Source organism: Pseudomonas sp. LJDD11 (assembly GCF_024584215.1).
Classification (GTDB): domain Bacteria; phylum Pseudomonadota; class Gammaproteobacteria; order Pseudomonadales; family Pseudomonadaceae; genus Aquipseudomonas.
In genome coordinates this window covers 111,408-134,634 of the sequence record NZ_JANJFL010000005.1, presented here as the reverse complement: position 1 = coordinate 134,634, position 23,227 = coordinate 111,408, and the positions used below count along the sequence as shown (strand labels likewise).

Annotated in this window: 26 protein-coding genes; 14 read left to right on the top strand and 12 right to left on the bottom strand. The window is 62.1% G+C overall.

Going from position 1 to position 23,227, the window contains the following annotated elements; all coding sequences use genetic code 11:
* Window positions 1–99 precede the first annotated feature (99 nt).
* Window positions 100–1,209, top strand: coding sequence for a DNA-processing protein DprA (dprA, locus tag NRB16_RS08840; RefSeq protein WP_257105980.1), 1,110 nt, complete (start codon window positions 100–102; stop codon window positions 1,207–1,209).
* A gap of 36 nt (window positions 1,210–1,245) precedes the next feature.
* Complete coding sequence (locus NRB16_RS08835) at window positions 1,246–1,803, top strand: L-threonylcarbamoyladenylate synthase (protein WP_045485265.1); 558 nt, start codon at window positions 1,246–1,248, stop codon at window positions 1,801–1,803.
* Between the two features lie 260 nt (window positions 1,804–2,063).
* Here NRB16_RS08835 and NRB16_RS08830 read toward each other — a convergent pair whose 3' ends face one another.
* The gene (locus tag NRB16_RS08830) at window positions 2,064–3,038 is read right to left on the bottom strand and encodes an NADPH:quinone reductase (protein ID WP_045485262.1); all 975 of its coding nucleotides are present in this window, start codon (window positions 3,036–3,038) and stop codon (window positions 2,064–2,066) included.
* Window positions 3,039–3,351: 313 nt separating this feature from the next.
* Between NRB16_RS08830 and hemF the strand changes: the two genes are divergently transcribed.
* Together hemF and aroE are read left to right on the top strand one after the other, a co-directional pair.
* On the top strand, window positions 3,352–4,284 hold the full coding sequence (hemF, locus tag NRB16_RS08825; protein ID WP_253113787.1) for an oxygen-dependent coproporphyrinogen oxidase: 933 nt from the start codon (window positions 3,352–3,354) through the stop codon (window positions 4,282–4,284).
* A 15-nt stretch (window positions 4,285–4,299) separates the two neighbouring features.
* A complete protein-coding gene (gene aroE, locus NRB16_RS08820) occupies window positions 4,300–5,124 on the top strand; it encodes a shikimate dehydrogenase (protein ID WP_045485256.1) in 825 nt (274 codons plus the stop codon).
* Between the two features lie 8 nt (window positions 5,125–5,132).
* Here the strand turns inward: aroE and NRB16_RS08815 are convergent, their stop codons facing one another.
* The 3 genes from NRB16_RS08815 to betC form a co-directional block, all read right to left on the bottom strand.
* The gene (locus NRB16_RS08815; protein WP_253140977.1) at window positions 5,133–6,707 is read right to left on the bottom strand and encodes a SulP family inorganic anion transporter; all 1,575 of its coding nucleotides are present in this window, start codon (window positions 6,705–6,707) and stop codon (window positions 5,133–5,135) included.
* 211 nt (window positions 6,708–6,918) lie between these two features.
* Complete coding sequence (choX, locus tag NRB16_RS08810; RefSeq protein WP_253140978.1) at window positions 6,919–7,845, bottom strand: choline ABC transporter substrate-binding protein; 927 nt, start codon at window positions 7,843–7,845, stop codon at window positions 6,919–6,921.
* 50 nt (window positions 7,846–7,895) lie between these two features.
* Window positions 7,896–9,401, bottom strand: a complete 1,506-nt coding sequence (gene betC / locus NRB16_RS08805) for a choline-sulfatase (protein WP_257105979.1) — start codon at window positions 9,399–9,401, stop codon at window positions 7,896–7,898.
* A 111-nt stretch (window positions 9,402–9,512) separates the two neighbouring features.
* Here betC and NRB16_RS08800 point away from each other — a divergent pair, with 111 nt between their 5' ends.
* Both NRB16_RS08800 and NRB16_RS08795 read left to right on the top strand, forming a co-directional pair.
* Window positions 9,513–10,460, top strand: a complete 948-nt coding sequence (locus tag NRB16_RS08800; protein WP_045485244.1) for a LysR family transcriptional regulator — start codon at window positions 9,513–9,515, stop codon at window positions 10,458–10,460.
* 54 nt (window positions 10,461–10,514) lie between these two features.
* Window positions 10,515–10,847 (top strand): DOPA 4,5-dioxygenase family protein, encoded by a 333-nt coding sequence (locus NRB16_RS08795; protein ID WP_045485242.1) that lies wholly within the window; start codon window positions 10,515–10,517, stop codon window positions 10,845–10,847.
* Window positions 10,848–11,032: 185 nt separating this feature from the next.
* Here NRB16_RS08795 and NRB16_RS08790 read toward each other — a convergent pair whose 3' ends face one another.
* From NRB16_RS08790 to trpB, 3 genes are all read right to left on the bottom strand, one after another.
* The gene (locus tag NRB16_RS08790) at window positions 11,033–11,473 is read right to left on the bottom strand and encodes an anti-virulence regulator CigR family protein (protein ID WP_045485239.1); all 441 of its coding nucleotides are present in this window, start codon (window positions 11,471–11,473) and stop codon (window positions 11,033–11,035) included.
* A 214-nt stretch (window positions 11,474–11,687) separates the two neighbouring features.
* On the bottom strand, window positions 11,688–12,497 hold the full coding sequence (trpA, locus tag NRB16_RS08785) for a tryptophan synthase subunit alpha (protein ID WP_253140983.1): 810 nt from the start codon (window positions 12,495–12,497) through the stop codon (window positions 11,688–11,690).
* Window positions 12,494–13,723 carry a tryptophan synthase subunit beta gene (gene trpB / locus NRB16_RS08780; RefSeq protein ID WP_045485233.1) on the bottom strand — a complete coding sequence of 410 codons (1,230 nt, stop codon included), beginning with the start codon at window positions 13,721–13,723 and terminating at the stop codon, window positions 12,494–12,496. The genes trpA and trpB overlap by 4 nt, the downstream gene beginning before the upstream one ends.
* Before the next feature lie 77 nt (window positions 13,724–13,800).
* On the opposite strand from trpB, the gene NRB16_RS08775 reads away from it, so the two are divergent.
* Window positions 13,801–14,742: a LysR family transcriptional regulator gene (locus NRB16_RS08775; RefSeq protein ID WP_045485230.1), complete on the top strand. Its 942-nt coding sequence runs from the start codon at window positions 13,801–13,803 to the stop codon at window positions 14,740–14,742.
* On the opposite strand, the gene NRB16_RS08770 is transcribed toward NRB16_RS08775, so the two are convergent.
* Window positions 14,743–15,069: a YqjD family protein gene (locus NRB16_RS08770; protein ID WP_045485227.1), complete on the bottom strand. Its 327-nt coding sequence runs from the start codon at window positions 15,067–15,069 to the stop codon at window positions 14,743–14,745.
* A gap of 175 nt (window positions 15,070–15,244) precedes the next feature.
* Here NRB16_RS08770 and NRB16_RS08765 point away from each other — a divergent pair, with 175 nt between their 5' ends.
* Both NRB16_RS08765 and NRB16_RS08760 read left to right on the top strand, forming a co-directional pair.
* Window positions 15,245–15,460, top strand: a complete 216-nt coding sequence (locus NRB16_RS08765; protein ID WP_045485225.1) for a dodecin — start codon at window positions 15,245–15,247, stop codon at window positions 15,458–15,460.
* A gap of 123 nt (window positions 15,461–15,583) precedes the next feature.
* Window positions 15,584–15,808: a DUF1161 domain-containing protein gene (locus NRB16_RS08760; protein WP_253140985.1), complete on the top strand. Its 225-nt coding sequence runs from the start codon at window positions 15,584–15,586 to the stop codon at window positions 15,806–15,808.
* A 98-nt stretch (window positions 15,809–15,906) separates the two neighbouring features.
* Here the strand turns inward: NRB16_RS08760 and NRB16_RS08755 are convergent, their stop codons facing one another.
* A complete protein-coding gene (locus tag NRB16_RS08755; RefSeq protein ID WP_045485221.1) occupies window positions 15,907–16,908 on the bottom strand; it encodes an LLM class flavin-dependent oxidoreductase in 1,002 nt (333 codons plus the stop codon).
* A 205-nt stretch (window positions 16,909–17,113) separates the two neighbouring features.
* Here NRB16_RS08755 and NRB16_RS08750 point away from each other — a divergent pair, with 205 nt between their 5' ends.
* Together NRB16_RS08750 and NRB16_RS08745 are read left to right on the top strand one after the other, a co-directional pair.
* Window positions 17,114–17,545, top strand: coding sequence for an OsmC family protein (locus NRB16_RS08750; RefSeq protein WP_045485219.1), 432 nt, complete (start codon window positions 17,114–17,116; stop codon window positions 17,543–17,545).
* Between the two features lie 113 nt (window positions 17,546–17,658).
* The gene (locus NRB16_RS08745; RefSeq protein ID WP_045485217.1) at window positions 17,659–17,892 is read left to right on the top strand and encodes a DUF1161 domain-containing protein; all 234 of its coding nucleotides are present in this window, start codon (window positions 17,659–17,661) and stop codon (window positions 17,890–17,892) included.
* Here NRB16_RS08745 and NRB16_RS08740 read toward each other — a convergent pair whose 3' ends face one another.
* Window positions 17,893–18,309: a lipoprotein gene (locus NRB16_RS08740; protein WP_045485215.1), complete on the bottom strand. Its 417-nt coding sequence runs from the start codon at window positions 18,307–18,309 to the stop codon at window positions 17,893–17,895.
* 89 nt (window positions 18,310–18,398) lie between these two features.
* On the opposite strand from NRB16_RS08740, the gene NRB16_RS08735 reads away from it, so the two are divergent.
* Window positions 18,399–19,481 carry an aminopeptidase gene (locus NRB16_RS08735; protein ID WP_257105978.1) on the top strand — a complete coding sequence of 361 codons (1,083 nt, stop codon included), beginning with the start codon at window positions 18,399–18,401 and terminating at the stop codon, window positions 19,479–19,481.
* 56 nt (window positions 19,482–19,537) lie between these two features.
* Here NRB16_RS08735 and NRB16_RS08730 read toward each other — a convergent pair whose 3' ends face one another.
* Window positions 19,538–20,194 (bottom strand): HAD family hydrolase, encoded by a 657-nt coding sequence (locus tag NRB16_RS08730; RefSeq protein WP_045485211.1) that lies wholly within the window; start codon window positions 20,192–20,194, stop codon window positions 19,538–19,540.
* Window positions 20,195–20,224: 30 nt separating this feature from the next.
* Window positions 20,225–20,770 carry a gamma carbonic anhydrase family protein gene (locus NRB16_RS08725; RefSeq protein WP_045485209.1) on the bottom strand — a complete coding sequence of 182 codons (546 nt, stop codon included), beginning with the start codon at window positions 20,768–20,770 and terminating at the stop codon, window positions 20,225–20,227.
* Window positions 20,771–20,846: 76 nt separating this feature from the next.
* On the opposite strand from NRB16_RS08725, the gene prlC reads away from it, so the two are divergent.
* Complete coding sequence (gene prlC, locus NRB16_RS08720; protein ID WP_257105977.1) at window positions 20,847–22,931, top strand: oligopeptidase A; 2,085 nt, start codon at window positions 20,847–20,849, stop codon at window positions 22,929–22,931.
* Entirely contained in the window at window positions 22,928–23,212 is a 285-nt protein-coding gene (locus NRB16_RS08715) for a YheV family putative zinc ribbon protein (RefSeq protein ID WP_045485205.1), read from the top strand. The genes prlC and NRB16_RS08715 overlap by 4 nt, the downstream gene beginning before the upstream one ends.
* Window positions 23,213–23,227: the final 15 nt, after the last annotated feature.

Below are 23,227 nucleotides of genomic sequence, written 5' to 3'. Positions count from 1 at the left end.
TATGGGTGAACAGGGAGCGTTCACTTTTACAGCGTTGTTCACAGAGTTATCCACAGGTTGCGCACGTGTATCGGTGCGCTGCGGATCAGGGATGATCGTATGCCATTGTTTGAAAATCACTCAGTTTCACCGGCTGAACTTGAAGCCCGGCTGCGCTTGCACCGGTTACCTGATATCGGCCCGGCTCGCTTTACCCGACTCATCGAAGCCTTCGGCAGTGCCAGTGCGGCGCTGGCGGCACCGGCCAGTGCCTGGCGTTCCTTGCGTCTGCCCCAGGCCAGCAGCGAAGCCCGGCGTGCCCCTTTGGTGCGCGATGGGGCCAGCGCTGCGCTGGCCTGGATCGAGCGTGCGGGCCAGCATTTACTGATGTGGGACGACCCTGCCTACCCTGCCCTGCTGGCTGAAATCGCCGACCCGCCACCGCTGTTGTTCATCGCGGGCGACCCTGCTTTGCTCGAGCGCCCGCAACTGGCAATGGTCGGCAGCCGCCGTGCCTCAAAGCCGGGGCTGGACACCGCCAGTGCCTTTGCCCGCAGTCTGGCGGCTGGCGGATTGGTGATCACCAGCGGTCTGGCGCTGGGGGTGGATGGGGCTGTGCATCAGGCTGCGCTGGACGTGGGTGGCTCTACCATCGGGGTGTTGGGCACGGGGCTGGAAAATTTTTATCCACAGCGCAATCACGCCCTGGCCAGACGCATGATCGAGCAGCGTGGTGCAGTCATTTCCGAGTTTCCCCTTGATGCAGGTCCGCAAGCAGCCAACTTTCCGCGCCGCAACCGGATCATCAGCGGTCTGTCGTTGGGGGTGCTGGTGGTTGAGGCCAGCATGCGCAGCGGCTCGCTGATCACCGCCCGGATGGCCGCCGAGCAAGGCCGTGAGGTGTATGCGATACCGGGGTCGATTCATCATCCCGGTGCACGGGGTTGTCACCAATTGATTCGCGATGGCGCAACATTGGTGGAAAGCGTCGAACACATCCTTGAAGGTCTGCGTCACTGGCAGGTGGCAAGCACGGTGGTCGAGCCTGCACTTCCGGCACCAGCCGCCCATCCGCTGCTGGCCCTGTTGCATGCCGCGCCGCAGACCAGCGAGGGTCTGATGCTCAGCAGTGGCTGGGCATTATCCAGAGTGCTGGCCGCGCTGACCGAGCTGGAGCTTGAAGGCCGGATCAGTTGTGAGGGCGGGCGATGGTTCGCTGCCGGTGACTAAGGGTACACTGCCGCCCAATCTATTGGAGAGACAGCAATGGTCAACAGTTGGCGTGTGCAACAAGCCGCTCGTGAAGTCAGAGCCGGGGCGGTGATTGCCTATCCAACCGAAGCGGTTTGGGGGTTGGGCTGTGATCCTTGGGATGAAGAGGCGGTCTGGCGGCTGCTGGCAATCAAATCACGGCCGGTGGATAAGGGCCTGATTCTGGTCGCGGACAATATTCGCCAGTTCGACTTTTTGTTCGAGGACTTCCCCGAGCTTTGGATTGATCGCATGGCCAGTACCTGGCCCGGCCCGAATACCTGGCTGGTGCCACACCAGAACCTGCTGCCCGAATGGGTCACCGGCCAACACGACACCGTAGCCCTGCGGGTCACCAGCCACCCGCAGGTGCGCGAGCTGTGCGCACTGGTCGGGCCGCTGATTTCCACCTCCGCCAACCCGGCGGGCCGCCCCGCTGCGCGTTCACGGTTGCGGGTCGAGCAATACTTCCGCGGCCAGATCGACCACGTGCTCGGCGGCAGCCTGGGCGGGCGCCGTAATCCAAGCGTGATCCGTGATCTGGCGACCGGGCAGGTGGTTCGTCCCGGCTAGAGTCAATACTGCTCGATTAAGCACCACAAATCTTTGTGGGAGCGAGCTCTGCTCGCGACGAGACCAGTAAAATCACAGTATTTGTGGCGAATGCACCGCCGTCTTCGCAAGCAGGCTAGCTCCCACTGGGTCGGCGTTGTGCCGAGCACTTGGGCCAGGCACAAACCCGGTGGGAGTCGGCTCAGCCCACGGATGCTATGGCATGTCCACAGACAAACCGAAAGACTTGCACAGAGCCATAGAGTCTCCCACCAGGCCGATCAAGGAATCAGAATGGTCGAACCGGTGGTGCGGCGCGCCGCCAGTTCGGTCTGTGCCTGGGCTGCATCCTGCAGGGCGTACTGCTGGATGTCGTTGACCTTGATCTTGCCGCAGGCCAGCATGTCGAACAGCTCATCGGCCATGCTCTGCAGGCTTTGCGGGGTGTTGGCGTAACTGCCCAGGGTTGGTCGGGTGACGTACAGCGAACCTTTCTGGGCCAGCAGCCCCAGGTGGACGCCGGTCACCGCGCCCGAGGCATTGCCGAAGCTGACCAGCAGGCCACGCGGCGCCACGCAATCGAGTGAGGTCAGCCAGGTGTCCTTGCCCACGCTGTCATAGACCACCGGGCACTTCTTGCCGTCAGTCAATTCCAGCACCCGCTTGGCCACGTCTTCATGGCTGTAGTCGATGGTCTCCCAGGCGCCCAGGGCCTTGGCGTGAGCGGCTTTTTCCGCACTGCTGACCGTACCGATCAGGTTGGCGCCCAGCGCTTTGGCCCACTGGCAGGCCAGCGAACCGACGCCGCCGGCAGCGGCATGGAACAGGAAGGTTTCACCGGGTTTGATCTGGTAGGTCTGGCGCAGCAGGTACTGGGTGGTCAGCCCCTTGAGCAGCACGGCGGCGGCCTGCTCGAAGCTGATCGCATCGGGCAGCTTGATCAGGTTGGCTTCTGGCAAGACATGAAATTCGCTGTAGCCGCCCAGCGGGCCGGTGCCATAGGCCACCCGGTCACCGACACTGAAACGGCTTACTTCACTGCCCACCGCCTCGACGACACCTGCGCCTTCATTGCCCAGACCGCTGGGCAGTTGTGCCGGGTACAGCCCGCTGCGGTAATAGGTATCGATGAAGTTCAGGCCGATGGCCCGGTTGCGTACTCGCACCTCCTGTGGGCCTGGCTCGGCGGGTTCGAAGTCGACGTACTCAAGGACTTCAGGGCCACCCGTCTTGCTGAACTGGATACGCTTTGCCATGTGCTCTCTCCATGATGTTGGATCCACTGTCTTCCCTATCGGACCCTTTCATGTGACGCACGTCAACTGCGAAGCCATTGCAGGCGATGTTATGCTACCCGCCACTTTGCCTGGAGCCCTTGTAGTCCGGGCACCAGACGTTTTTAGGGAGCCTCTAAAAACTGCCTGCGTTGCCATCGCTGCGTTAAAAACAGGCTCGGAATGCTCATTTACAACCCGTAAAGTCGAGCGCGACTCCGACTGTTCCTCGCCTGTTTTTGCCTTGCGCTGGCTGCCTCGCCGACGTTTTTAGAGGCTCCCTTTAGGGAGCGCCATGAATAGCCGTACCGAAGCCGTCAAAGCCTATCTGCTCGACCTGCAAGACCGTATCTGCGCCGCGCTGGAGCATGAAGACGGTGGCGCGCACTTCATCGAAGATGCCTGGGCCCGTGAAGCCGGGGGCGGTGGCCGTACCCGGGTCATCGAGAACGGCGCGGTGGTCGAGAAAGGCGGCGTCAACTTTTCGCATGTATTTGGCAGCAGCCTGCCGCCGTCGGCCAGTGCCCATCGGCCCGAGCTGGCCGGGCGCGGCTTCCAGGCGCTGGGCGTGTCGCTGGTGATCCACCCGCGCAACCCGTACGTGCCAACCTCGCATGCCAACGTGCGGTTCTTCATCGCCGAAAAAGAAGGCGAAGAACCGGTCTGGTGGTTCGGTGGCGGCTTTGACCTGACCCCTTACTATGGCGTCGAGGAAGACTGCATCCACTGGCACCAGGTCGCCGAACGCGCCTGCGCACCCTTCGGTGCCGACGTGTACCCACGCTACAAGGCCTGGTGCGACAGCTATTTCCACCTCAAGCATCGCAACGAGCCGCGCGGCATTGGCGGGCTGTTCTTCGATGACCTGAACCAGTGGGACTTCGACACCAGCTTCGCCTTCATGCGCGCCATCGGCGATGCGTACCTGGAGGCCTACCTGCCCATCGTGCGCCGCCGCAAGGCCGCTGCCTGGACCGTGCAACAGCGCGAATTCCAGGAGTTCCGCCGTGGGCGTTATGTCGAGTTCAACCTGGTCTACGACCGTGGCACGCTGTTCGGCCTGCAATCGGGCGGGCGTACCGAATCGATCCTCATGTCCCTGCCGCCGCAGGTACGCTGGGGCTACGACTGGAAAGCCGCACCGGGCAGCGAAGAAGCACGCCTGACCGACTATTTCTTGCAGGACCGCGACTGGCTGGCCCTCGCCGCGCCCGACCAGACCCAGTGATCAACAGGAAGCCCAATGGACCACTACGTCGTCTTCGGTAACCCCATCGGCCACAGCAAATCGCCGCTGATTCACCGCCTGTTTGCCGAGCAGACCGGCCAGCAACTGGACTACAACACCGCACTGGCACCGCTGGACGGTTTTGCCGACTATGCCCGGGACTTCTTTGCGACTGGCCGGGGCGGTAACGTCACTGTGCCGTTCAAAGAGCAAGCCTTCGCCCTCGCCGACCAGTTGACCGAGCGCGCCCGCCGCGCCGGTGCGGTGAACACTCTGGCCAGGCAGGCCGACGGCACCTTGCTGGGTGACAACACTGACGGTGCCGGGCTGGTGCGTGACCTGACCGTCAACTGCGGCCTGGCGCTGCGCGGCAAACGCATCCTGCTGCTGGGGGCCGGTGGTGCCGTGCGCGGCGTGCTGGAGCCATTGCTGGCCGAGCAACCCGAGGTCCTGGTGATTGCCAACCGTACCGTGGAAAAGGCCGAGCAACTGGCCCGCGAATTTGCTGATCTGGGGCCGCTGTCGGCCAGCGGCTTTGACTGGCTTGAAGAGCCGGTGGACGTGATCATCAATGCCACTTCGGCCAGCCTGTCCGGCGAGCTGCCGCCGATTGCGCCAAGCCTGATCGAGCCGGGCGTGACCTTCTGCTACGACATGATGTACGGCAAAGAGCCGACCGCCTTCTGCCGCTGGGCCAGCGAACACGGCGCCGTGCGCGTGGTGGACGGCCTGGGCATGCTGGTCGAACAGGCCGCTGAAGCATTTGTGTTGTGGCGCGGGGTTCGCCCTGACTCGGCACCGGTGCTGGCTGAAATGCGCCGGCTACTGGCCCAGGGCTGATCCGCTGCTCAGCGCGAAGCCTCGAACCTGACTGGGCACTGCTCGACGCCCTCCAGCTTCTGCAACTCTTCAACCACATGGGGCCGGGCGTTGCGCAGGGTCAGGCTGCGGTTCTGTTTGCCCAGCCGCCGGGCTTCCTGGTGCAGCATTTCGACCCCGGAGTAGTCGATGAAGTTGATGTGCTGGGCCTCGATCACCACATGCTGACCTTCGGTGCGCTGCAGGCGGCTTTGCAGGTAGTGGTTGGCGCCGAAGAAGATCGAGCCGCCAAAGCGCAGGATTTCCTGGTCACCGTCGCGCCATTGCTGAACTTGCGGCTGTGAGGTGCGCTTGAGGTAGAAGAACAGCGAAGCCAGTACCCCGGCGTAAATTGCGGTTTGCAGCTCCAGCAGCAGTGTTGCCACGCAGGTCAGGAGCATGACGAAGAACTCTGAACGGTTGACCCGCAACAGCGCGGCGATGCTCTTTCGATCCACCAGCCCCCAGCAGATCAACAGGATTGAGGCGGCCATGGCCGGAACCGGAATGTGCGCGATCAGCCCGGCGCCTGCCACCGCGAACAGCGCCACCCACAGCGCCGAGAACACCCCAGCCAGCGGCGAGTGTGCGCCGGCCTCATAACTGAGCGCGGCGCGGGTGAACGAGCCGGCCGACAGATAGCCAGAAAACAGCGCACCGACCATGTTTGACAGGCCCTGTCCACGGACTTCCTGGTTGGCGTTGATCATCTGCTGCGAGCGCGCCGACAGCGAGCGGGCAATCGACAGGCTGTTGACCAGCCCGAGCATGCCCACGGCGACGGCGGTCGGCAGCAGGCGAATAATCAGTTCCAGATCCACAGTGAGCGGGCTGAACGGCGGCAGGTGGCCGACGAATGCCTTGACCAGCGGCACGTGACCGAACAGCGACGGCCACAGCCAGACCAGCAGGCTGCTGGCAACCAGGGCAATCAGCAAGGTGGGCCAGCGCGGCACCAGAGTTTTGAGCAGCATGCCCAGCGCCAGAGTCAGTACGCCCAGCGCCAGTGATACCGGGTCCAGTTCACCGGCATGCGTCACCAGCGCCATGAAGCTGTTCAGTGCGGTGCTCTGGCTGGGCAGGCTCAGGCCCATCAGGTTGGGCAGTTGGCCAAGGGCGATGACGATTGCCGCGCCGAGGGTGAAACCGACCACCACCGAGTGCGAGACGAAGTTGACCAGCGCGCCGAACCGCATCAGCCCCAGCAGCATCTGGAACGCCCCGGCGATGAAGGTCAGCAGCAGAATCAGGGCGATGTAATCCTGGCTGGCCGGCACCGCCAGCGGGCTGACACTGGCGTACAGCACCACGGAAATCGCCGCTGTCGGGCCGCAGATCAGGTGCCACGACGAACCCCACAAGCAGGCGATCAGCACCGGCACAATGGCCGCGTACAGTCCGTACTCCGGGGGTAGCCCGGCGATCAGCGCATAGGCGATCGATTGTGGCAGGGCGAGGATCGCCCCGCTCAGGCCCACCAACGCATCACGGCTGACACTCTGGCGGGTCTGCTGTGGCAGCCAGGCAAGAAAAGGCAGGTACTTGTGGCGCTTGAGCCGACCCATGGGTTCCTCATTGTGAATGGCTGTAGATCACCTGCCGCCCCGGCGCCGCGCCGTAGGACCGGCTTCAGCCGGGAAAACTTCGCGGCTAAAGCCGCTCCTACGGGATAACCATTAAAACTCAATGGTTTGCAGTTTTTTGATGAGGATCGCTGCAGCGGCGCGGTCTTCGCGGCTGAAGCGGATCGCCGCCCGGTTGCTGGTGCCAGCTTGATCAAAGTCCGGACTTTACCGCCGCCAATCCATCCTGGCCATCCAGGGTTTTCACCCCTTTGAGCCATTGCTCCAGCACCGCCGGGTTGGCCTTGATCCAGGCTTTGGCGGCGTCATGATTGCTGACTTTGTTGCTCACCACCTCAGACATGATGGTGTTTTCCATGTCCAGAGTGAAGCTCAGGTTGCTGAACAACTGTGCAGCGTTCGGGCAGGCCTGGGCATAGCCCTTGCGGGTCACGGTATAGACCGAGCCGGTTGCGCCGAAGTATTTCTCGCCGCCCTTGAGGTAATGCATGCCTTTGATCTGCACGTTCATTGGGTGTGGGGTCCAGCCGAGGAACACCACGAACGCCTTGCGCTTCACATTGCGGTTCACTTCCGCGAGCATCGCTTGCTCGCTCGATTCCACCAGCTTCCAGTTACCCAGACTGAATTCGTTGTTCTTGATGATTTCCTGCAACGACAGGTTGGCCGGCGCACCGGCGCCGATGCCGTAGATCTTCTTGCCGAATTTGTCGGCGAATTTTTCCAGGTCGGCAAAATCACGGACCCCGGCCTCCCACACATAGTCCGGTACGGCCAGGGTGAATTCGGTGCCTTCAAGGTTTTTGCTCAGTTGCGTGACCTCGCCGCTGGCAATGAACTTGTCATGAAAGCCCTGTTGGGCCGGCATCCAGTTACCGAGAAATACATCCAACTGGCCGTCCTTGAGGCCGCCATAGGCAATCGGTACGGCCAGGGTATCGACCTTGGCGCTGTAGCCGAGGCCATCGAGCAACAGACCTGCGACCGCGTTGGTGGCGGCGATGTCGCTCCAGCCCGGATCGGCCATCTTCACGGTCTTGCAGCTTTGCGGGTCAGCCTGGGCCGCTGCGCTGCCCAGGGTCAGGATGCTTGCCATCAGTGCTACGGATAACGTCTTCATGCAGATGCCCTTTGAAGTTATTGGTCTTGGCAGAAGTCGGATCAAACGCGTCAGGGGGTGGGGAAGCGTGCGCGGCGCTCCAGGTCGTCCAGGTCGATGTGGTTGCGCATGTACTGCTGGCTGGCATCGACCAGTGGCTGGTGGTCCCAGCTCTTGAGTTTGCCGCTGGCCAGCGCCTTGGCCACAAAGCGGCGGCGGCGCTGGCTGGCGAGTACCTGTTGGTGGATCGCCGGGATGTCCCAGCGTTCACGTGCCTCGGCCAAAAATGCCTCGAACAGCGCACGGTGGGCCGCTGACTGGCTGAGCTCTTGTTGTTCCTGCGGATCGTTGTGCACATCGAACAACAGGCACGGGTCCTGTTCCGAGTAGATGAACTTCCAGGCGCCGCGGCGGATCATCATCAGCGGGCTGGTGGTGCCTTCGGCCATGTATTCGCCAAAGACCTCGTCATGCCCGTCGCTGCCTTGCAGGTGTGGCAACAGCGAGCGGCCATCGAGCGGCAGGTTGTCATCCACTCGCCCTGCGGCCAGCTCGACCAGGGTCGGCAGCAGGTCGGCGGTAGACACCGCCGCACTGACCCGCCGCGCCGCGAACTGCCCCGGTGCATGAATCAGCAGCGGCACCCGGGCGGCCATTTCGAACCAGTGCATTTTGTACCAGAGGCCGCGCTCGCCGAGCATGTCGCCGTGGTCACCGGAGAACACGATGATGGTGTCCTCGGCCAGGCCGGTGTCTTCCAGGGTCTGCAAGAGCTTGCCAATGTTGTGGTCGATGTAGCTGCAAGCGCCGAAGTAGGCACGCCGGGCGTCACGGATTTTGTGTTCGGGCAGCGGTTTGTCCCATAGATCGTAGACCTTGAGCAGCCGTTGCGAGTGTGGGTCCAGCGCATTCTGATCGGCGTGGGCCACCGGCATCGGAATTTCGTCGTCGCTGTACAGGTCCCAGAACGCCCTGGGAATGGTGTACGGGTCATGCGGGTGAGTCATCGACACGGTCAGGCAAAACGGCGCATCGCCGTCCTGGCGCACATGGTCGAATAGATACTGCTGGGCCTTGAACACCACCTCTTCGTCGAAATCCAGCTGGTTGGTGCGCACGCAGGGACCGGCCTGCAACACCGACGACATATTGTGATACCAGCTCGGGCGCACGTCGGGCTCGTCCCAGTTCACCGCCCAGCCGTAGTCGGCCGGGTAGATGTCGCTGGTCAGCCGCTCTTCATAGCCGTGCAACTGGTCCGGGCCGCAGAAGTGCATCTTGCCCGACAGCGCGGTGCGGTAGCCGAGGCTGCGCAGATAGTGCGCGTAGGTCGGAATGTCGGCGGGAAAGTCCGCTGCGTTGTCGTAGGCGCCGATCTTGCTCGGCAACTGGCCGCTGACCAGCGTGAAACGCGATGGCGCGCACAGCGGGCTGTTGCAGTAGGCCGCCTCGAACACCACCGCTTCGCGGGCCAGGCGGCTCAGGTTGGGCAACTTGATCGGCGACGGCGCATAGATCGGCAGAATGGGCGCGGCCATCTGATCGGCCATGATGAAAAGAATGTTGTTGCGTTTCATTGCGCGGCATCCCATTGCGAGGGTTTATGCGAAAGTGGTGTAGTCCAGCATGGAGCTGGCGGTTTTTCCGGTAAAGCCCATGCATCGCAATGACTAGGATAAGTGCAGCTTATGTTTGAGAGCCTTGGCGGACAGTCACTGGACCTGCTGCGGGTATTCGAGGCCGCAGCCCGCTCGCGCAGCTTTACCGCAGCGGCCAGCGAGCTGGGCACCACCCAGCCGGCGATCAGCCAGCAGATCAAGCGCCTGGAAGAACAGCTGGCGACCCGGCTGTTCGACCGGGTGTATCGCGGCATCGCCCTGACCGAGGCCGGAGAAGAACTGTTCAGCCACGTGCAGGCCGGTCTGCAGTCCATCGATTCTGGCCTGACCGCCATTACCCGGCGGCATCAGCATGAAGTGCTGCAGGTCGCCACAGATTTTGCCTTTGCCGCCTACTGGCTGATGCCGCGCCTGCATCGCTTTCACCAGCTCAACCCGGACGTGGATGTCAGCCTGGTCACCAGTGAGCGCAGCCACGGCATGTTGCGCGCCGATATCGATGTGGCGGTGCTGTTCGGCGATGGGCGTTTTCAGCAGGGGCAGAGCCACTGGTTGTTCAGCGAAGAAGTGTTTCCGGTATGCAGCCCGCGCTTGCTGGGTGGTTGCCCGCCGCCTCTGGCGCTGGAAGTTTTGCGCGAGTTGCCGTTGCTGCACCTGCGCAACCAAGGCAGCCTGTGGTTCGATTGGGCGGGCGTGTTTCGTGCCCTCGGCATCGAACAGGCACCGACTCCCGGCCAGTTGCGCTTCGACAATTACACCCTGTTGATCCAGGCTGCCATTGGCGGGCAAGGCGTTGCATTGGGCTGGCGGCATCTGGTCGATAACCTGATTGAGCAAGGGCTGCTGTGCCGGCCGATCAGTGCCAGCGTCATGTCCGCGTCGGGTTATTACCTGGTGCTACCGCAACGCAAACGGCGCCTGCCACTGATCCAGCAATTCGTTGACTGGTTGATCAGCGAGCAGTCGGATAGCCAGGCGTCATTGGCCGGTCAGCCACTGCCGCCGATTGCAGTCTGAGCGTCTGGCGTGGGATAACGAGGCATCTTTGATTGAATGTGAAGGAGCACGGTAATGCCGCAAATCCACGGCTATCACGCCCACGTGTATTTCGATGCACAGACCATCGACCAGGCCCGCGCCTTGTGCGAGGCTGCCACGGCGAAATTTGAAATCCAGATGGGCCGGGTGCATCAGCAATTGGTCGGGCCACATCCGGACTGGAGCTGCCAGCTGGCATTCGCCCACAAGGACTTTGCCGACATCGTGCTGTGGCTGGCGCTGAACCGTAAGCAACTGGTGGTGTTCCTGCATCCGTTGACCGGCGACGAACTGGCCGATCATACGGCGCATGCGATCTGGATGGGCGCGGTACGTCCGCTGAATCTGGACGTGTTCGAACGCTGAACAGCTTTGCTGTAGGAGCGGCTTTAGCCGCGAAGCCCTGCGCCGCTAAAGCTGCGCGATAAAGCTGTGCCGGGCGATTCCCCGCCGGGATCTGCGTCTTGCTCAAGTAATAAATCCGACGCAAACCCGGTGGGAGGCGGCTCTGCCGGCGAAAGCAGCGCATAGCGCTGCCAAAGGGCACTACCTCAATTCAGCACACCATCGAGAATCGCATAGACAATCCCGGTGCCGACCGCGATCAATACGATATCCGTGCCGGTACGGCGCCATTCATAGCCCTGATAATGCGGCAGTTCGCGCAGCGCCCTGGCATCGAGGCGCTTGCCATAGCCGGGCGGCAGCGGCTTGCCCTTGACGATGTGCACATGGGGCGGCAACGGCTGACCACGACCAATTAACTCGCGGTGCTGCTGGAACTGCTGGCGCACCGGGCCGAAGTCTTGCGGTGGGCCTTTACCGCCATGGTTGTCATGGCCGCGTCCGGGTTTGTCTGCCGGTCCTTGCTGATGACCGCCGCGCTCGTCGCGACCATGGCCACGATCATCCGGCGGCGCGGCCTGCAACAAGGTGCTGGCGCTGATCATCAGGATACCGAGGCCGGCAACAATGCGGTTTGGCAATTTCATGGGTAGCGCTCCTGCATGCGGCAATGAAAAAGGGGTTCACGACACGAGTCGTGAACCCCTCAAGTCTTGCCATGTAGAGCGGCGCAAAGCCCCGCAATTCCTCTGTATCAGGAACTTTACCCAGGCTTACAAAGCCGTTACCACGTCCTTCGCGGCTAAAGCCGCTCCTACGGACCGTATACGTAGGAGCGGCTTCAGCCGCGAAGAATTCGACCTAGGTCCGAGCGCTTCGCACACCTTCGGCCAGCGCGGCGCACAGACTCAACACGCCATCGATCGCTTTGTCTGGCGATTGAGCCTTGGCGATCTGGTCGACCAGTGCCGAACCGACCACCACTCCGTCCGCCAGCCTGGCGATGGCCGCTGCCTGTTCCGGGGTGCGGATGCCGAAGCCGACACTGATGGGCAGCGTGGTATGGCGGCGCAGACGTTCGATGGCTTCAGTCACCTGGTCGGTGGTCGCAGAACCGGCGCCGGTCACGCCGGCTACCGATACGTAGTAGACGAAGCCGGAGCTGCGCTCCAGCACTTTGGGCAGGCGTGCGTCGTCGGTGGTCGGAGTGGTCAGGCGGATGAAGTCGATGCCCGACGCCTGGGCCGGGGTCGCCAGCTCGGCGTCGTGCTCTGGCGGCAGGTCAACGATAATCAGGCCGTCGACCCCGGCTTGTTTGGCCTGGGCCACGAAGGCTTCGACGCCAAAGCGGTGGATCGGGTTGTAGTAACCCATCAGCACGATCGGTGTGCTGTCGTCGTCGGCACGGAACTCGCGGACCATCTGCAGGGTTTTTGTCAGGGTCTGGCCGGCATCCAGAGCGCGCAGGGTCGCCAGCTGGATCGCCACGCCATCGGCCATCGGGTCGGTGAACGGCATGCCCAGTTCGATCACGTCGGCGCCTGCGGCCGGCAGGCCCTTGAGGATTTTCAGCGAGGTGTCGTAGCCAGGATCGCCTGCGGTGATAAAGGTCACCAGGGCGGAGCGGCCTTCGGCCTTGAGCTGGGCAAAACGGTGTTCGAGACGGCTCATGCCTGCTTCTCCTGGTTCTGTTCGGCCGCAGCCATGTGGTTCATCACGGTTTGCATGTCTTTGTCGCCACGGCCCGAGAAGCACACCACCATCAGGTGATCCTTGGGCAGCGTCGGCGCCCGGCGAATGGCTTCGGCCAGGGCGTGGGACGTTTCCAGCGCCGGAATGATGCCTTCCAGGCGGCAGCACTTATGGAAGGCGTCGAGGGCTTCGTTATCGGTGATGCTGACGTATTCGACGCGCTTAATCTCATGCAACCAGGCGTGTTCCGGGCCGATACCCGGATAGTCCAGGCCGGCGGAAATCGAGTGGGCGTCGTCGATCTGACCGTCTTCGTTCTGCAGCAGATAGGTACGGTTGCCGTGCAGCACGCCGGGTACGCCGCCATTGAGGCTGGCCGCGTGCTTGTCGGTGTCGACGCCATGGCCACCGGCTTCAACGCCGATGATCTGTACCCCGCTGTCATCCAGGAACGGGTGGAACAGGCCCATGGCGTTGGAGCCGCCACCGACGCAGGCGACCAGGCTGTCGGGCAGCCGACCTTGCTTCTCCAGCATCTGTTCTTTGGCTTCTTTGCCGATCACCGACTGGAAGTCACGAACCATCGCCGGGTACGGGTGTGGGCCGGCCACGGTGCCGATCAGGTAGAAGGTGTTGTCGACGTTGGTCACCCAGTCGCGCAGGGCTTCGTTCATCGCATCCTTGAGGGTGCCGGTGCCGGAGGTGACCGGCACGATTTCGGCGCCCAGCAGCTTCATGCGGAACACGTTGGCCTGCTGACGCTCGATGTCGGTCGCGCCCATGTAGATCACGCAAGGGATGCCGAAGCGTGCTGCAACAGTGGCGGTGGCCACGCCGTGCATGCCGGCGCCGGTCTCGGCGATCAGGCGGGTCTTGCCCATGCGCTTGGCCAGCAACACCTGGCCGATGCAGTTGTTGATCTTGTGCGCGCCAGTGTGGTTCAGCTCTTCACGCTTGAAGAAAATTTTCGCGCCGCCCAAGTCATCACTCAGGCGCTCGGCGTAGTACAGCGGGTTGGGACGGCCGACGTAATCGCGCTGAAAGTAAGCCAGTTGCTCGGCGAAGGTCGGATCCTGTTTGGCGGCTTCGTACTCGCGGTTCAGGTCGAGAATCAGCGGCATCAGGGTTTCAGCGACGTAGCGGCCGCCGAACGAGCCGAACAGGCCGTTGGCATCGGGGCCGTTACGCAAAGTGGTCTGGGTCATGAGCTACTCCGGGTGCACTGGGGCAAATGAGTTGAGCCGTATGGGCAATGGGTACACTTTAACCAGCGCATGGCGCGCTGAAAACCGATAAGATCGCCGCAACCTGTCAGGAAAACTCAACTGTTATGAGCCGTGACTTGCCCCCGCTCAATGCCTTGCGTGCCTTCGAGGCCGTTGCCCGCCTGGGCAGCGTCAGCCAGGCCGCTGAACAGCTGCATGTGACCCATGGCGCGGTAAGCCGCCAACTCAAGCTGCTGGAAGAGCATTGGGGGGTCAGCCTGCTGCGCAAGGATGGGCGTGGCCTTAAACTCACAGATGCCGGTATCCGGCTGCGCGATGTCAGCGCCGAAGTGTTCGATAAATTGCGTGCCGTGTCGGCCGAGTTGAGCCAGGGCAGCGCCGACGCACCGTTCGTGCTCGGCTGTTCCGGCAGCCTGTTGGCGCGCTGGTTCATTCCGCGTCTGGGGCGTTTGAATGCCGAGTTGCCCGACCTGCGCTTGCACTTGTCTGCCGGTGAAGGCGATCTGGACCCCCGGCGTCCGGGGCTTGATGCCCTGCTGGTGTTCGCCGAGCCACCCTGGCCGGCTGACATGCAGGTGCTGGAGCTGGCCCGCGAGCGGATCGGCCCGGTACTCAGTCCGCATTTCGCCCGTTTTGAGCAACTGCGCCAGGCGCCGGCCCAGGCGTTGCTGAGTGAGTCGTTGTTGCACACCACGTCACGGCCACAGGCCTGGCCAAGCTGGGCGCAACACAATGGCATCGACCCGCAGGCGCTGCGGTTCGGGCAAGGTTTCGAGCATCTGTATTACTTGCTGGAGGCGGCGGCTGCCGGCCTGGGGGTCGCCATTGCGCCACAGCCGCTGGTCGCGGACGACCTGCGGGCCGGGCGTCTGGCAGCGCCGTGGGGGTTCAGTGAAACCCCGGCGCAGCTCGCGCTGTGGGTGCCGCGCCGGGCCGCTGACGGGCGTGCCCGGCAACTGGCCCAGTGGCTACGCGAGGAGTTGAACAGCGCGCGCTGATCAGTCGCCGCGTTTGCACAGCAGGTAGGCGGCCAGCAGGCCCAGTGCGCCGACCGCTACACCGGCGGTGGTCCATGGATGGTCCTGAGCGTAATCGCGGGTGGCGATGGCGTTTTCCCGGGTCTTGACCTTGACGTCTTCGTAGACATCGCTGAGCAGCCCGCGGGAATGACCCAGAGCGCGTTCGGCACTGGCCTTGAGGCTCTTGAGGGTCTTGTGCGACTCCTCGGATGCATCGGCCTTCAGGCTTTCCAGCGACTTGAGCAGACTTTCGATCTCTGCTTCAACGCTTTGCAGCGAAGCCTTGCGAAGGGAAGAACTAGCCATGGTATTTCTCCTGCAGTGATGAGTGGCGTGTGTTGATTCCGACTACGGCCCTTTTGAAAAGTGCAGTCGAAAATCCTCCGGCTTTTTACCGGCTGAACTTTTGCAGCGCTTGGGCACACAGAAACAGGGAGCGGCACGCCTGCTACGCTCGTTATGACCATCAAGGAGAATTGCCATGAGCGACCATCGCACCTACAAGAAGATCGAGTTGATCGGCTCGTCTACCACCTCGATTGAAGACGCCATCAACAACGCCCTGGCCGAAGCCAGCAAAAGCCTGACCCATCTGGAGTGGTTCGAAGTGACCGAAACCCGCGGTCATATCGAGAACGGCAAGGTGGCGCACTTCCAGGTCACCATCAAAGTCGGCTTCCGGATTGCCAATAGCTGAAGCACGTCACATTTGAGTGAGTCGGCCACTGAACCTTCAGACTGGCTCACTGCCCTATTTTGCGCGACACCTTCTCAGCCCGTTCACGGGCACCTTTTTGCAGTCAAAAACGGAGATGTGCTCATGAAGCGACTCATGCTGGCGGTAGGTTTGTTGACTCTGGCAGGTACAGCCGCTGCGGCGGGTAAACCTTGTGAAGAACTGAAGTCGGAAATCGACGCCAAACTGCAGGCCAAAGGCGTTACGTCCTATAGCCTGGAAGTGGTTGAAAAAGGCAGCGCCGCCGACCAGCAGGTGGTCGGCAGCTGCGATGGCGGCACCAAGGAAATCGTCTACAAGCGTGGCTGAGGTGCCGGCTCAGAGGCGGGCTTTGTAGGAGCTGCTTTAGCAGCGAAGCTTTCGCGGATAAACGGATCGCCGCCCGGCCGCTCCTACGGGACCGCAGATCAGCCCTTGGCCACCTGCGCCAGGATCTCGAACGAGCGCAGACGGTCGGTGTGCTCGAACAGGTCGCAGGTGAAGATCAGTTCATCGGCCTCGGTCTGTTCCAGCAGCACGTCCAGTTTGGCGCGGATCTTCTCCGGGCCGCCAATCACGGCCAGGCCCAGAAAGCTCATCACCGCTTCGCGCTCATGGGGCAGCCACAACCCGTCCATGTCCGGTACCGGTGGGCGTTGCACCAGGCTATGGCCGCGCATCAGTGCCAGAATGCGCCGGTACACCGAGGTCGCCAGGTACTCGGCCTGCTCATCGCTGTCAGCCGCCACCAGTGGCACACCCAGCATCACATAGGGTTTATCGAGCACTTCAGAAGGCTGGAAGTGGTTGCGATAGACGCGAATCGCCTCGTGCATGTAGCGCGGCGCGAAGTGTGAGGCGAAGGCATACGGCAGGCCGCGCATTCCGGCCAGTTGCGCGCTGAACAGGCTTGAACCGAGCAGCCAGATCGGCACCTCGGTGCCATAACCTGGCACTGCGATCACTTTTTGCTCAGGCGTACGCGGCCCCAGATACTTCACCAGTTCGGCAACATCATCCGGAAAATCATCGGCACTGCCCGAGCGCTCCCGACGCAGCGCACGCGCGGTCATCTGGTCCGAGCCCGGCGCCCGGCCCAGCCCCAGATCAATGCGGCCCGGATACAGGCTGGCCAGGGTGCCGAACTGCTCGGCGATCACCAGCGGTGCATGGTTGGGCAGCATCACCCCACCGGCCCCCACGCGAATCGTCGACGTACCGCCGGCCAGATAGCCGAGCAGCACCGAGGTGGCGGAGCTGGCAATGCCGTCCATGTTGTGGTGCTCGGCCACCCAGAAGCGGTTGAAACCGAGTTTCTCGACATGTCGGGCCAGGTCCAGCGAGCGGTGCAAGGCATCGGCCGGGCCTTTGTCTTCACGCACGGGCACCAGGTCGAGGGTGGAAATCTTGATATCGGACAGGCGTTTCATAAGCCGCGCATGCTCCTTTGAGTGACGTGAGCGGACTCAAGGCCCGTAATAACTCAAGCAATGAGGGCCAAGCGATGGGTTTTCAATGGCAGCTGATGAAATTTCCTACCTTGTTAGTAGGAATTAGCTCTTTGAACTTCCCCTGTGGCCCAGCCTCAGAACTCTTGTTGCTGTACGAAAAATGACCCGTTCACAAGGAGAGACCATGTCCATCGTCAAGAAAGCATCTGCTCATTGGGAAGGCGACCTGAAAGAAGGGATTGGCCACATTTCCACGGAAACCGGCGTGTTGCGTGAAGCCCCGTATGGCTTCAAGGCACGTTTCGAGGGCGGCAAAGGCACTAACCCGGAAGAACTGATCGGCGCTGCGCATGCCGGCTGCTTCTCTATGGCTTTTTCGATGATTCTCGGCGACGCCGGGCTGAAGGCCAAAAGCATCGACACCCAGGCCGAAGTGACACTGGAGAAGCAGGAAGGTGGTTTTGCGATCACTGAAATCAACCTGATTCTCAAGGCAAACATCCCCGGTGCCACGGAAGATCAGTTCCGTGAATTGGCCACCAAGGCCAAGGAAGGTTGCCCGGTTTCCAAAGTGCTCAACGCATCGATCACTCTGCAGGCGACCCTGGTCAATTGATGAATACGGCAGTCTGGTATCACGCCAGACTGCCGTGGGCGAACTCGATGAGCGGTAGTCAGGTCCAACCAGTATCGGCACAGCAGTGTGTGCCTTGTACGAAGGGATCGACCATGAAACGTCTGCTCGCTGCTTTGACCTGCACCCTCCTGGCCACCGGCGCCATGGCCGCGCCGAAATCCTGTGACGAGCTCAAGGATGAAATCGAAGCGCGGATTCAGGCCAATAATGTCACCTCCTACACTCTGGAAATCGTCAGCAATGACGAGGTTCATGACCCGAGTATGGTGGTCGGCAGTTGCGCCAATGGCACGCATAAAATCATCTATCAGAATAACGACCGCTAATTAGATGCAATGCATGTCCGAGTCGCGAGCAACCTCCTGCCGCTGCGCGTCATACAGCCGCGCTTCGATGTCATTGGCGAGCGAGCGTACTTGCAGGCGATAACGCTGCCCGGCCTTGAAACCATCGTAATCGACATGGATAAAACAGGTGATGTCGGTGTAGTCGTCACTGAACATGCCCATTGCCGCACCTGAGCGATACTCATAGTCGTAGCGCACCACCAGTTGGTGGCGGCCAGGCGTCACCTGGAAATAGCGCCCGTCGTAGGTGTTCTCACCGTCGAGCTTATCAGCCATCACCAGCCTGCCGGTCATGGTGTTGAGATCGACCCAGGCCAGGGCCGGATCATGGATTGGCAAGGGACCTGCACATCCGCTCAGGATGCCGAAGGCCAGAACAGGTAGTATGCGACGCATGACAGGCTCCAGATAGACGAGTGGCGATGATAGTGGCCGCGACTGTCGCTGTCCTCACCCTCTTCAGGATTGGTATTTCAGGGCGTCGTATGCCAGGACTTGATGTTTCGCGTCTTCGTTGTGGTCTGCTCATACTGTTGGCAACGCTGCTCGGCGGTTGTTCCAGTCTTTCCTACTACGGCCAGTTGGCGACCGGGCAATGGCAGTTATTGCAGGCCCGCGAGCCGGTGGCCGATGTAATCGCCGACCCAGGCCGCGACCCGGCATTGCGCAAGCATCTGGCCCTGGCCCAGCAGGCCCGGCGGTTTGCCAGCGAAACACTGCACCTGCCGGATAACCGCAGCTATCGGCTGTATGCCGACATTGGCCGACCGTTCGTGGTCTGGAATGTGTTTGCCACCGACGAATTTTCGCTGGACCCGTTGAGCCACTGCTTCCCGATTGCCGGTTGTGTGGCTTATCGCGGCTATTACAGCCTGGGCGGTGCGCGGGGAGAGGCGGCGCTGCAACGGCAGGCTGGCAAGGATGTGTTCGTGGCCGGTATCGAAGCCTATTCGACCCTGGGCTGGTTCAGTGATCCGATCCTTAACACCATGCTGGGCTGGGGTGACGAGCGTCTGGCAACGCTGATCTTCCATGAACTGGCCCATCAGCGTTTCTATGTCAAAGATGACACCGCATTCAACGAGTCATATGCCAGCTTCGTCGAGCAGGAAGGCACCCGCCAGTGGCGCGCTGCGCGTGGGTTAGCGGCTGTGCATGAGCGCCGCGCCGGTCAGCGCGAGGCGCTGACCCGGTTGGTGCTCGATACCCGCCAGCGCCTGCGTGCCTTGTATGCCCAGCCGCTGGGTCCTGCGCTGATGCGTGAGCGCAAGGCCGCCGAGTTCGAGCGGCTGCGCCAGGAATATCGTGCACTGCGCGATCAGCAATGGCCGGGCGACAAGCGCTTCGATGCCTGGATCAATGCGCCGCTGAACAACGCCAAACTGCTGCCCTTTGGCCTTTATGAGCAATGGGTGCCGGCTTTTGCCGCGTTGTTTGCGCAGGTCAACCGCGACTGGCCGGCGTTCTACATGCGGGTTGAACAACTGGGCAAGCTGGCGCCAGCCGAGCGCCAGGCCGCATTGCAAGCGCTGATGCCGATCGCCCCGGTAACCCCGATTACCCCGTAGGAGCGGCTTTAGCCGCGAAGGCTTCCCGGCTAAAGCGGATCGCCGCCCGGCGGCTCCTACGATTGGATCGCCATAAATCCCCGATGCAGTTCAGCCACGCTCGGGTAGTGATACTCCGGCGCTTCGGCCAGCAGTTCTTCGGCGCTGCCGAACCCATAACCCACTGCCGCGACCTGCAAGCCGTTGCGCCGTCCACCGATCAGGTCGTGTTTGCGGTCGCCGATCATCAGGGTCTGGGCCGGGTCGAGTCGCTCTTCGGCCAGCAGGTGGGCGATCAGTTCGACCTTGTCGGTGCGGGTGCCGTCCAGCTCGCTGCCGTAGATCACTTTGAAGTGCCGGGCAAAGTCGAAATGCCGGGCGATCTCCCGGGCGAATACCGACGGTTTGGAGGTGGCGACATACAAGGTGCGACCCTGACCGCTCAAGGTTTCCAGCAACTGCGGGATACCGTCGAACACCAGGTTCTCGTACAGCCCGGTGACCTTGAAGCGCTCACGGTAGAAATTCACCGCCTCCCAGGCCTTGGCCTCGTCCATGGCATAGGACTGCATGAACTGCTGCAACAGCGGTGGGCCGATGAAGTGTTCCAGCCGGGTGATGTCGGGTTCGTCGATGCCCAGCTTGCCCAGGGCAAACTGGATTGAGCGGGTGATGCCCAGACGCGGGTCGGTCAGGGTGCCGTCGAGGTCGAACAGGATGTTTTGTTGGTACATGGATGCTCGCGGGTCAATGGGGCCTGAAATTCAAAGCTGATCGAAGCCTTCAGCCAGATGCTGGTCCTTGAGCTTCACATAATTGCTGGCGCTGTAGGGAAAGAACGCGATCTCTTTCTCGGTCAAGGGGCGTACCTGTTTCACGGGTCTGCCGACATACAGAAAACCGCTTTCCAGCACCTTGCCTGGCGGCACCAGGCTGCCGGCGCCGATGATCACTTGGTCCTCGACCACCGCGCCATCCATGAGGGTGCTGCCCATGCCGATCAGGATTCGATTACCGATCCGGCAGCCATGCAACATGCATTTATGGCCGATGGTGACCTCATCACCGATCAACAGCGGGAAACCGTCGGGGTTGAAGGGGCCGGCGTGAGTGATGTGCAGCACGCTGCCGTCCTGCACGCTGGTGCGGCTGCCGATACGGATCCGGTGCATGTCGCCGCGCACCACGGTCAGCGGCCACACCGAACTGTCGGCACCGATCTGCACATCGCCGATCACCACTGCCGAACTGTCGACGAAGGCCCGCTCGCCGAGGGCCGGGGTGTGCTGCTGGAACTTGCGAATGGCCACGATAGCCTCCTTCTTTATTCGTGATAGAGCGGGAATCAAGGTTTCAGGGCTGCTTATGGCGTCGATTGTAATTAAGATGGCCGAGTGTTTCTTCCAGCCAAGGTGCAAAACCGTGAGCGCGAACAACCCTCTTCTGCAACCGTACGACCTGCCTCCTTTCTCGGCGATCCGTGCCGAGCACGTAAAACCGGCCATTGACCAGATTCTGGCCGACAACCGCGCGGCCATTGCGAGCATTCTTGCCCAACAGGGCGAGCAGCCGGACTGGGCCGGGCTGATCCTGGCGCTGGATGAAGTCAATGATCGGCTGGGCGCGGCCTGGAGCCCGGTCAGCCACCTCAATGCAGTGTGCAACAGCGCCGAGCTGCGTGAAGCCTATGAGTCGTGCCTGCCCGCGCTGAGCGCCTATTCCACCGAGATGGGCCAGAACCGTACGCTGTTCCAGGCCTATGAGGCCCTGGCGGCCAGCCCGGCGGCGGCCGGTTTCGATGTTGCCCAGAAGACCATTGTTGAACATGCGTTGCGCGACTTCCGTTTGTCGGGCATCGATCTGCCGCCCGAGCAGCAGAAGCGCTATGCCGAGGTGCAGAGCAAGCTGTCGGAGCTGGGCAGCCAGTTCTCCAACCAGTTGCTCGACGCGACCCAGGCCTGGACCAAACTGATCACTGACGAGGCAGCGCTCGATGGCCTGACCGAATCGGCCAAGCAGCAGATGGCTGCCGCCGCGCAGGCCAAGGATCTGCAAGGCTGGCTGATCACTCTGGAATTCCCTAGCTATTACGCGGTGATGACCTACGCCAACGACCGTGCGCTGCGCCAGGAGCTGTACACCGCCTACTGCACTCGCGCCTCGGATCAAGGCCCGAACGCCGGGCAGAATGACAACGGCCCGTTGATGGAGCAGATCCTCGATCTGCGCCAGGAACTGGCCGCGCTGCTGGGGTTTGCCAACTTTGCCGAACTGAGCCTGGCGACCAAGATGGCCGAGTCCAGCGATCAGGTGCTGAGCTTCCTGCGTGACCTGGCGGTGCGCAGCAAGCCGTTCGCCGCCCAGGACCTGCAACAGCTCAAGGCCTTCGCTGCCGAGCAGGGTTGCCCGGACCTGCAAAGCTGGGACACCGGTTACTACGGTGAAAAACTCCGTGAGCAGCGCTACAGCGTGTCGCAGGAAACCGTGCGCGCCTGGTTCCCGATCGACAAGGTGCTGGGCGGCCTGTTCAGCATCGTGCAGCGCTTGTACGGCATCGAAATCAACGAGCTGAGCGGCTTCGACACTTGGCATCCGGATGTGCGCCTGTTCGAAATCAAGGAAAACGGCCAGCACGTCGGGCGCTTCTTCTTCGACCTCTACGCCCGTGCCAACAAGCGCGGCGGTGCCTGGATGGATGGCGCCCGTGACCGTCGGCGCACCGCTGGCGGCCAGTTGCAGAGCCCGGTGGCCAACCTGGTGTGCAACTTCACCCCGGCCTCGCCCGGCAAGCCGGCGCTGCTGACCCACGATGAAGTCACCACGCTGTTCCACGAGTTCGGTCACGGCCTGCATCACCTGCTGACCCGCATCGAGCATGCCGGTGTGTCGGGCATCAACGGTGTGGCCTGGGACGCGGTGGAGCTGCCGAGCCAGTTCATGGAGAACTGGTGCTGGGAGCCTGAAGGGCTGGCGCTGATCTCCGGTCACTATGAAACCGGCGAGCCGCTGCCGCAGGACCTGCTGGAAAAAATGCTCGCGGCGAAGAATTTCCAGTCCGGGCTGATGATGGTCCGTCAGCTGGAGTTCTCGTTGTTCGACTTCGAGCTGCACGCCACCCATGGCGACGGCCGTAGCGTGCTGCAGGTTATTGAAGGGGTGCGTGACGAAGTCTCGGTGATGCGTCCGCCCGCCTACAACCGCTTTGCCAACGGCTTTGCGCATATCTTTGCCGGCGGCTACGCGGCTGGTTACTACAGCTACAAATGGGCTGAAGTGCTGTCGGCCGATGCGTTCTCGAAATTCGAAGAAGACGGCGTGCTCAATGCCGAGACCGGCCGGGCTTTCCGCGAGGCGATTCTGGCCCGTGGCGGCTCCCAGGCACCGATGGTGCTGTTCGTCGATTTCCGCGGACGCGAGCCATCGATTGACGCACTCTTGCGCCATTGCGGCCTGAGTGAGGAAGCGGCATGAGCGATGGCCCCGTGGTCACTCCAAAACGCTTTATCGCCGGGGCGGTGTGCCCGGCGTGCAGCGAGCCCGACAAGCTCAAGATGTGGAGCGAAGACGGGGTTCCGCACCGTGAGTGCGTGAACTGCGGCTACAGCGACACCCTCAACGAGCAGGGCCTGTCGGTGCCCAAAGAGCTGGGCACCCGGGTCAACCGGGTCGAAGTCAAACCGGCCAACCCCAAGGTGCAGGGCGTGCAGTTCTTCCCTAATCCGAAGCTCAAGAAGCCGGTTGATCCGGGCTGATATCGCTGAACGGTT

Excerpts from the sequence above, each read along its gene's own strand:
- dprA (WP_257105980.1), top strand. The coding sequence starts at position 100 with ATGCCATTGTTTGAAAATCACTCAGTTTCACCGGCTGAACTTGAAGCC.
- NRB16_RS08835 (WP_045485265.1), top strand. The coding sequence starts at position 1,246 with ATGGTCAACAGTTGGCGTGTGCAACAAGCCGCTCGTGAAGTCAGAGCC.
- NRB16_RS08830 (WP_045485262.1), bottom strand. The coding sequence starts at position 3,038 with ATGGCAAAGCGTATCCAGTTCAGCAAGACGGGTGGCCCTGAAGTCCTT.
- hemF (WP_253113787.1), top strand. The coding sequence starts at position 3,352 with ATGAATAGCCGTACCGAAGCCGTCAAAGCCTATCTGCTCGACCTGCAA.
- aroE (WP_045485256.1), top strand. The coding sequence starts at position 4,300 with ATGGACCACTACGTCGTCTTCGGTAACCCCATCGGCCACAGCAAATCG.
- NRB16_RS08815 (WP_253140977.1), bottom strand. The coding sequence starts at position 6,707 with ATGGGTCGGCTCAAGCGCCACAAGTACCTGCCTTTTCTTGCCTGGCTG.
- choX (WP_253140978.1), bottom strand. The coding sequence starts at position 7,845 with ATGAAGACGTTATCCGTAGCACTGATGGCAAGCATCCTGACCCTGGGC.
- betC (WP_257105979.1), bottom strand. The coding sequence starts at position 9,401 with ATGAAACGCAACAACATTCTTTTCATCATGGCCGATCAGATGGCCGCG.
- NRB16_RS08800 (WP_045485244.1), top strand. The coding sequence starts at position 9,513 with ATGTTTGAGAGCCTTGGCGGACAGTCACTGGACCTGCTGCGGGTATTC.
- NRB16_RS08795 (WP_045485242.1), top strand. The coding sequence starts at position 10,515 with ATGCCGCAAATCCACGGCTATCACGCCCACGTGTATTTCGATGCACAG.
- NRB16_RS08790 (WP_045485239.1), bottom strand. The coding sequence starts at position 11,473 with ATGAAATTGCCAAACCGCATTGTTGCCGGCCTCGGTATCCTGATGATC.
- trpA (WP_253140983.1), bottom strand. The coding sequence starts at position 12,497 with ATGAGCCGTCTCGAACACCGTTTTGCCCAGCTCAAGGCCGAAGGCCGC.
- trpB (WP_045485233.1), bottom strand. The coding sequence starts at position 13,723 with ATGACCCAGACCACTTTGCGTAACGGCCCCGATGCCAACGGCCTGTTC.
- NRB16_RS08770 (WP_045485227.1), bottom strand. The coding sequence starts at position 15,069 with ATGGCTAGTTCTTCCCTTCGCAAGGCTTCGCTGCAAAGCGTTGAAGCA.
- NRB16_RS08765 (WP_045485225.1), top strand. The coding sequence starts at position 15,245 with ATGAGCGACCATCGCACCTACAAGAAGATCGAGTTGATCGGCTCGTCT.
- NRB16_RS08760 (WP_253140985.1), top strand. The coding sequence starts at position 15,584 with ATGAAGCGACTCATGCTGGCGGTAGGTTTGTTGACTCTGGCAGGTACA.
- NRB16_RS08755 (WP_045485221.1), bottom strand. The coding sequence starts at position 16,908 with ATGAAACGCCTGTCCGATATCAAGATTTCCACCCTCGACCTGGTGCCC.
- NRB16_RS08750 (WP_045485219.1), top strand. The coding sequence starts at position 17,114 with ATGTCCATCGTCAAGAAAGCATCTGCTCATTGGGAAGGCGACCTGAAA.
- NRB16_RS08745 (WP_045485217.1), top strand. The coding sequence starts at position 17,659 with ATGAAACGTCTGCTCGCTGCTTTGACCTGCACCCTCCTGGCCACCGGC.
- NRB16_RS08740 (WP_045485215.1), bottom strand. The coding sequence starts at position 18,309 with ATGCGTCGCATACTACCTGTTCTGGCCTTCGGCATCCTGAGCGGATGT.
- NRB16_RS08735 (WP_257105978.1), top strand. The coding sequence starts at position 18,399 with ATGCCAGGACTTGATGTTTCGCGTCTTCGTTGTGGTCTGCTCATACTG.
- NRB16_RS08730 (WP_045485211.1), bottom strand. The coding sequence starts at position 20,194 with ATGTACCAACAAAACATCCTGTTCGACCTCGACGGCACCCTGACCGAC.
- prlC (WP_257105977.1), top strand. The coding sequence starts at position 20,847 with ATGGCCGAGTGTTTCTTCCAGCCAAGGTGCAAAACCGTGAGCGCGAAC.
- NRB16_RS08715 (WP_045485205.1), top strand. The coding sequence starts at position 22,928 with ATGAGCGATGGCCCCGTGGTCACTCCAAAACGCTTTATCGCCGGGGCG.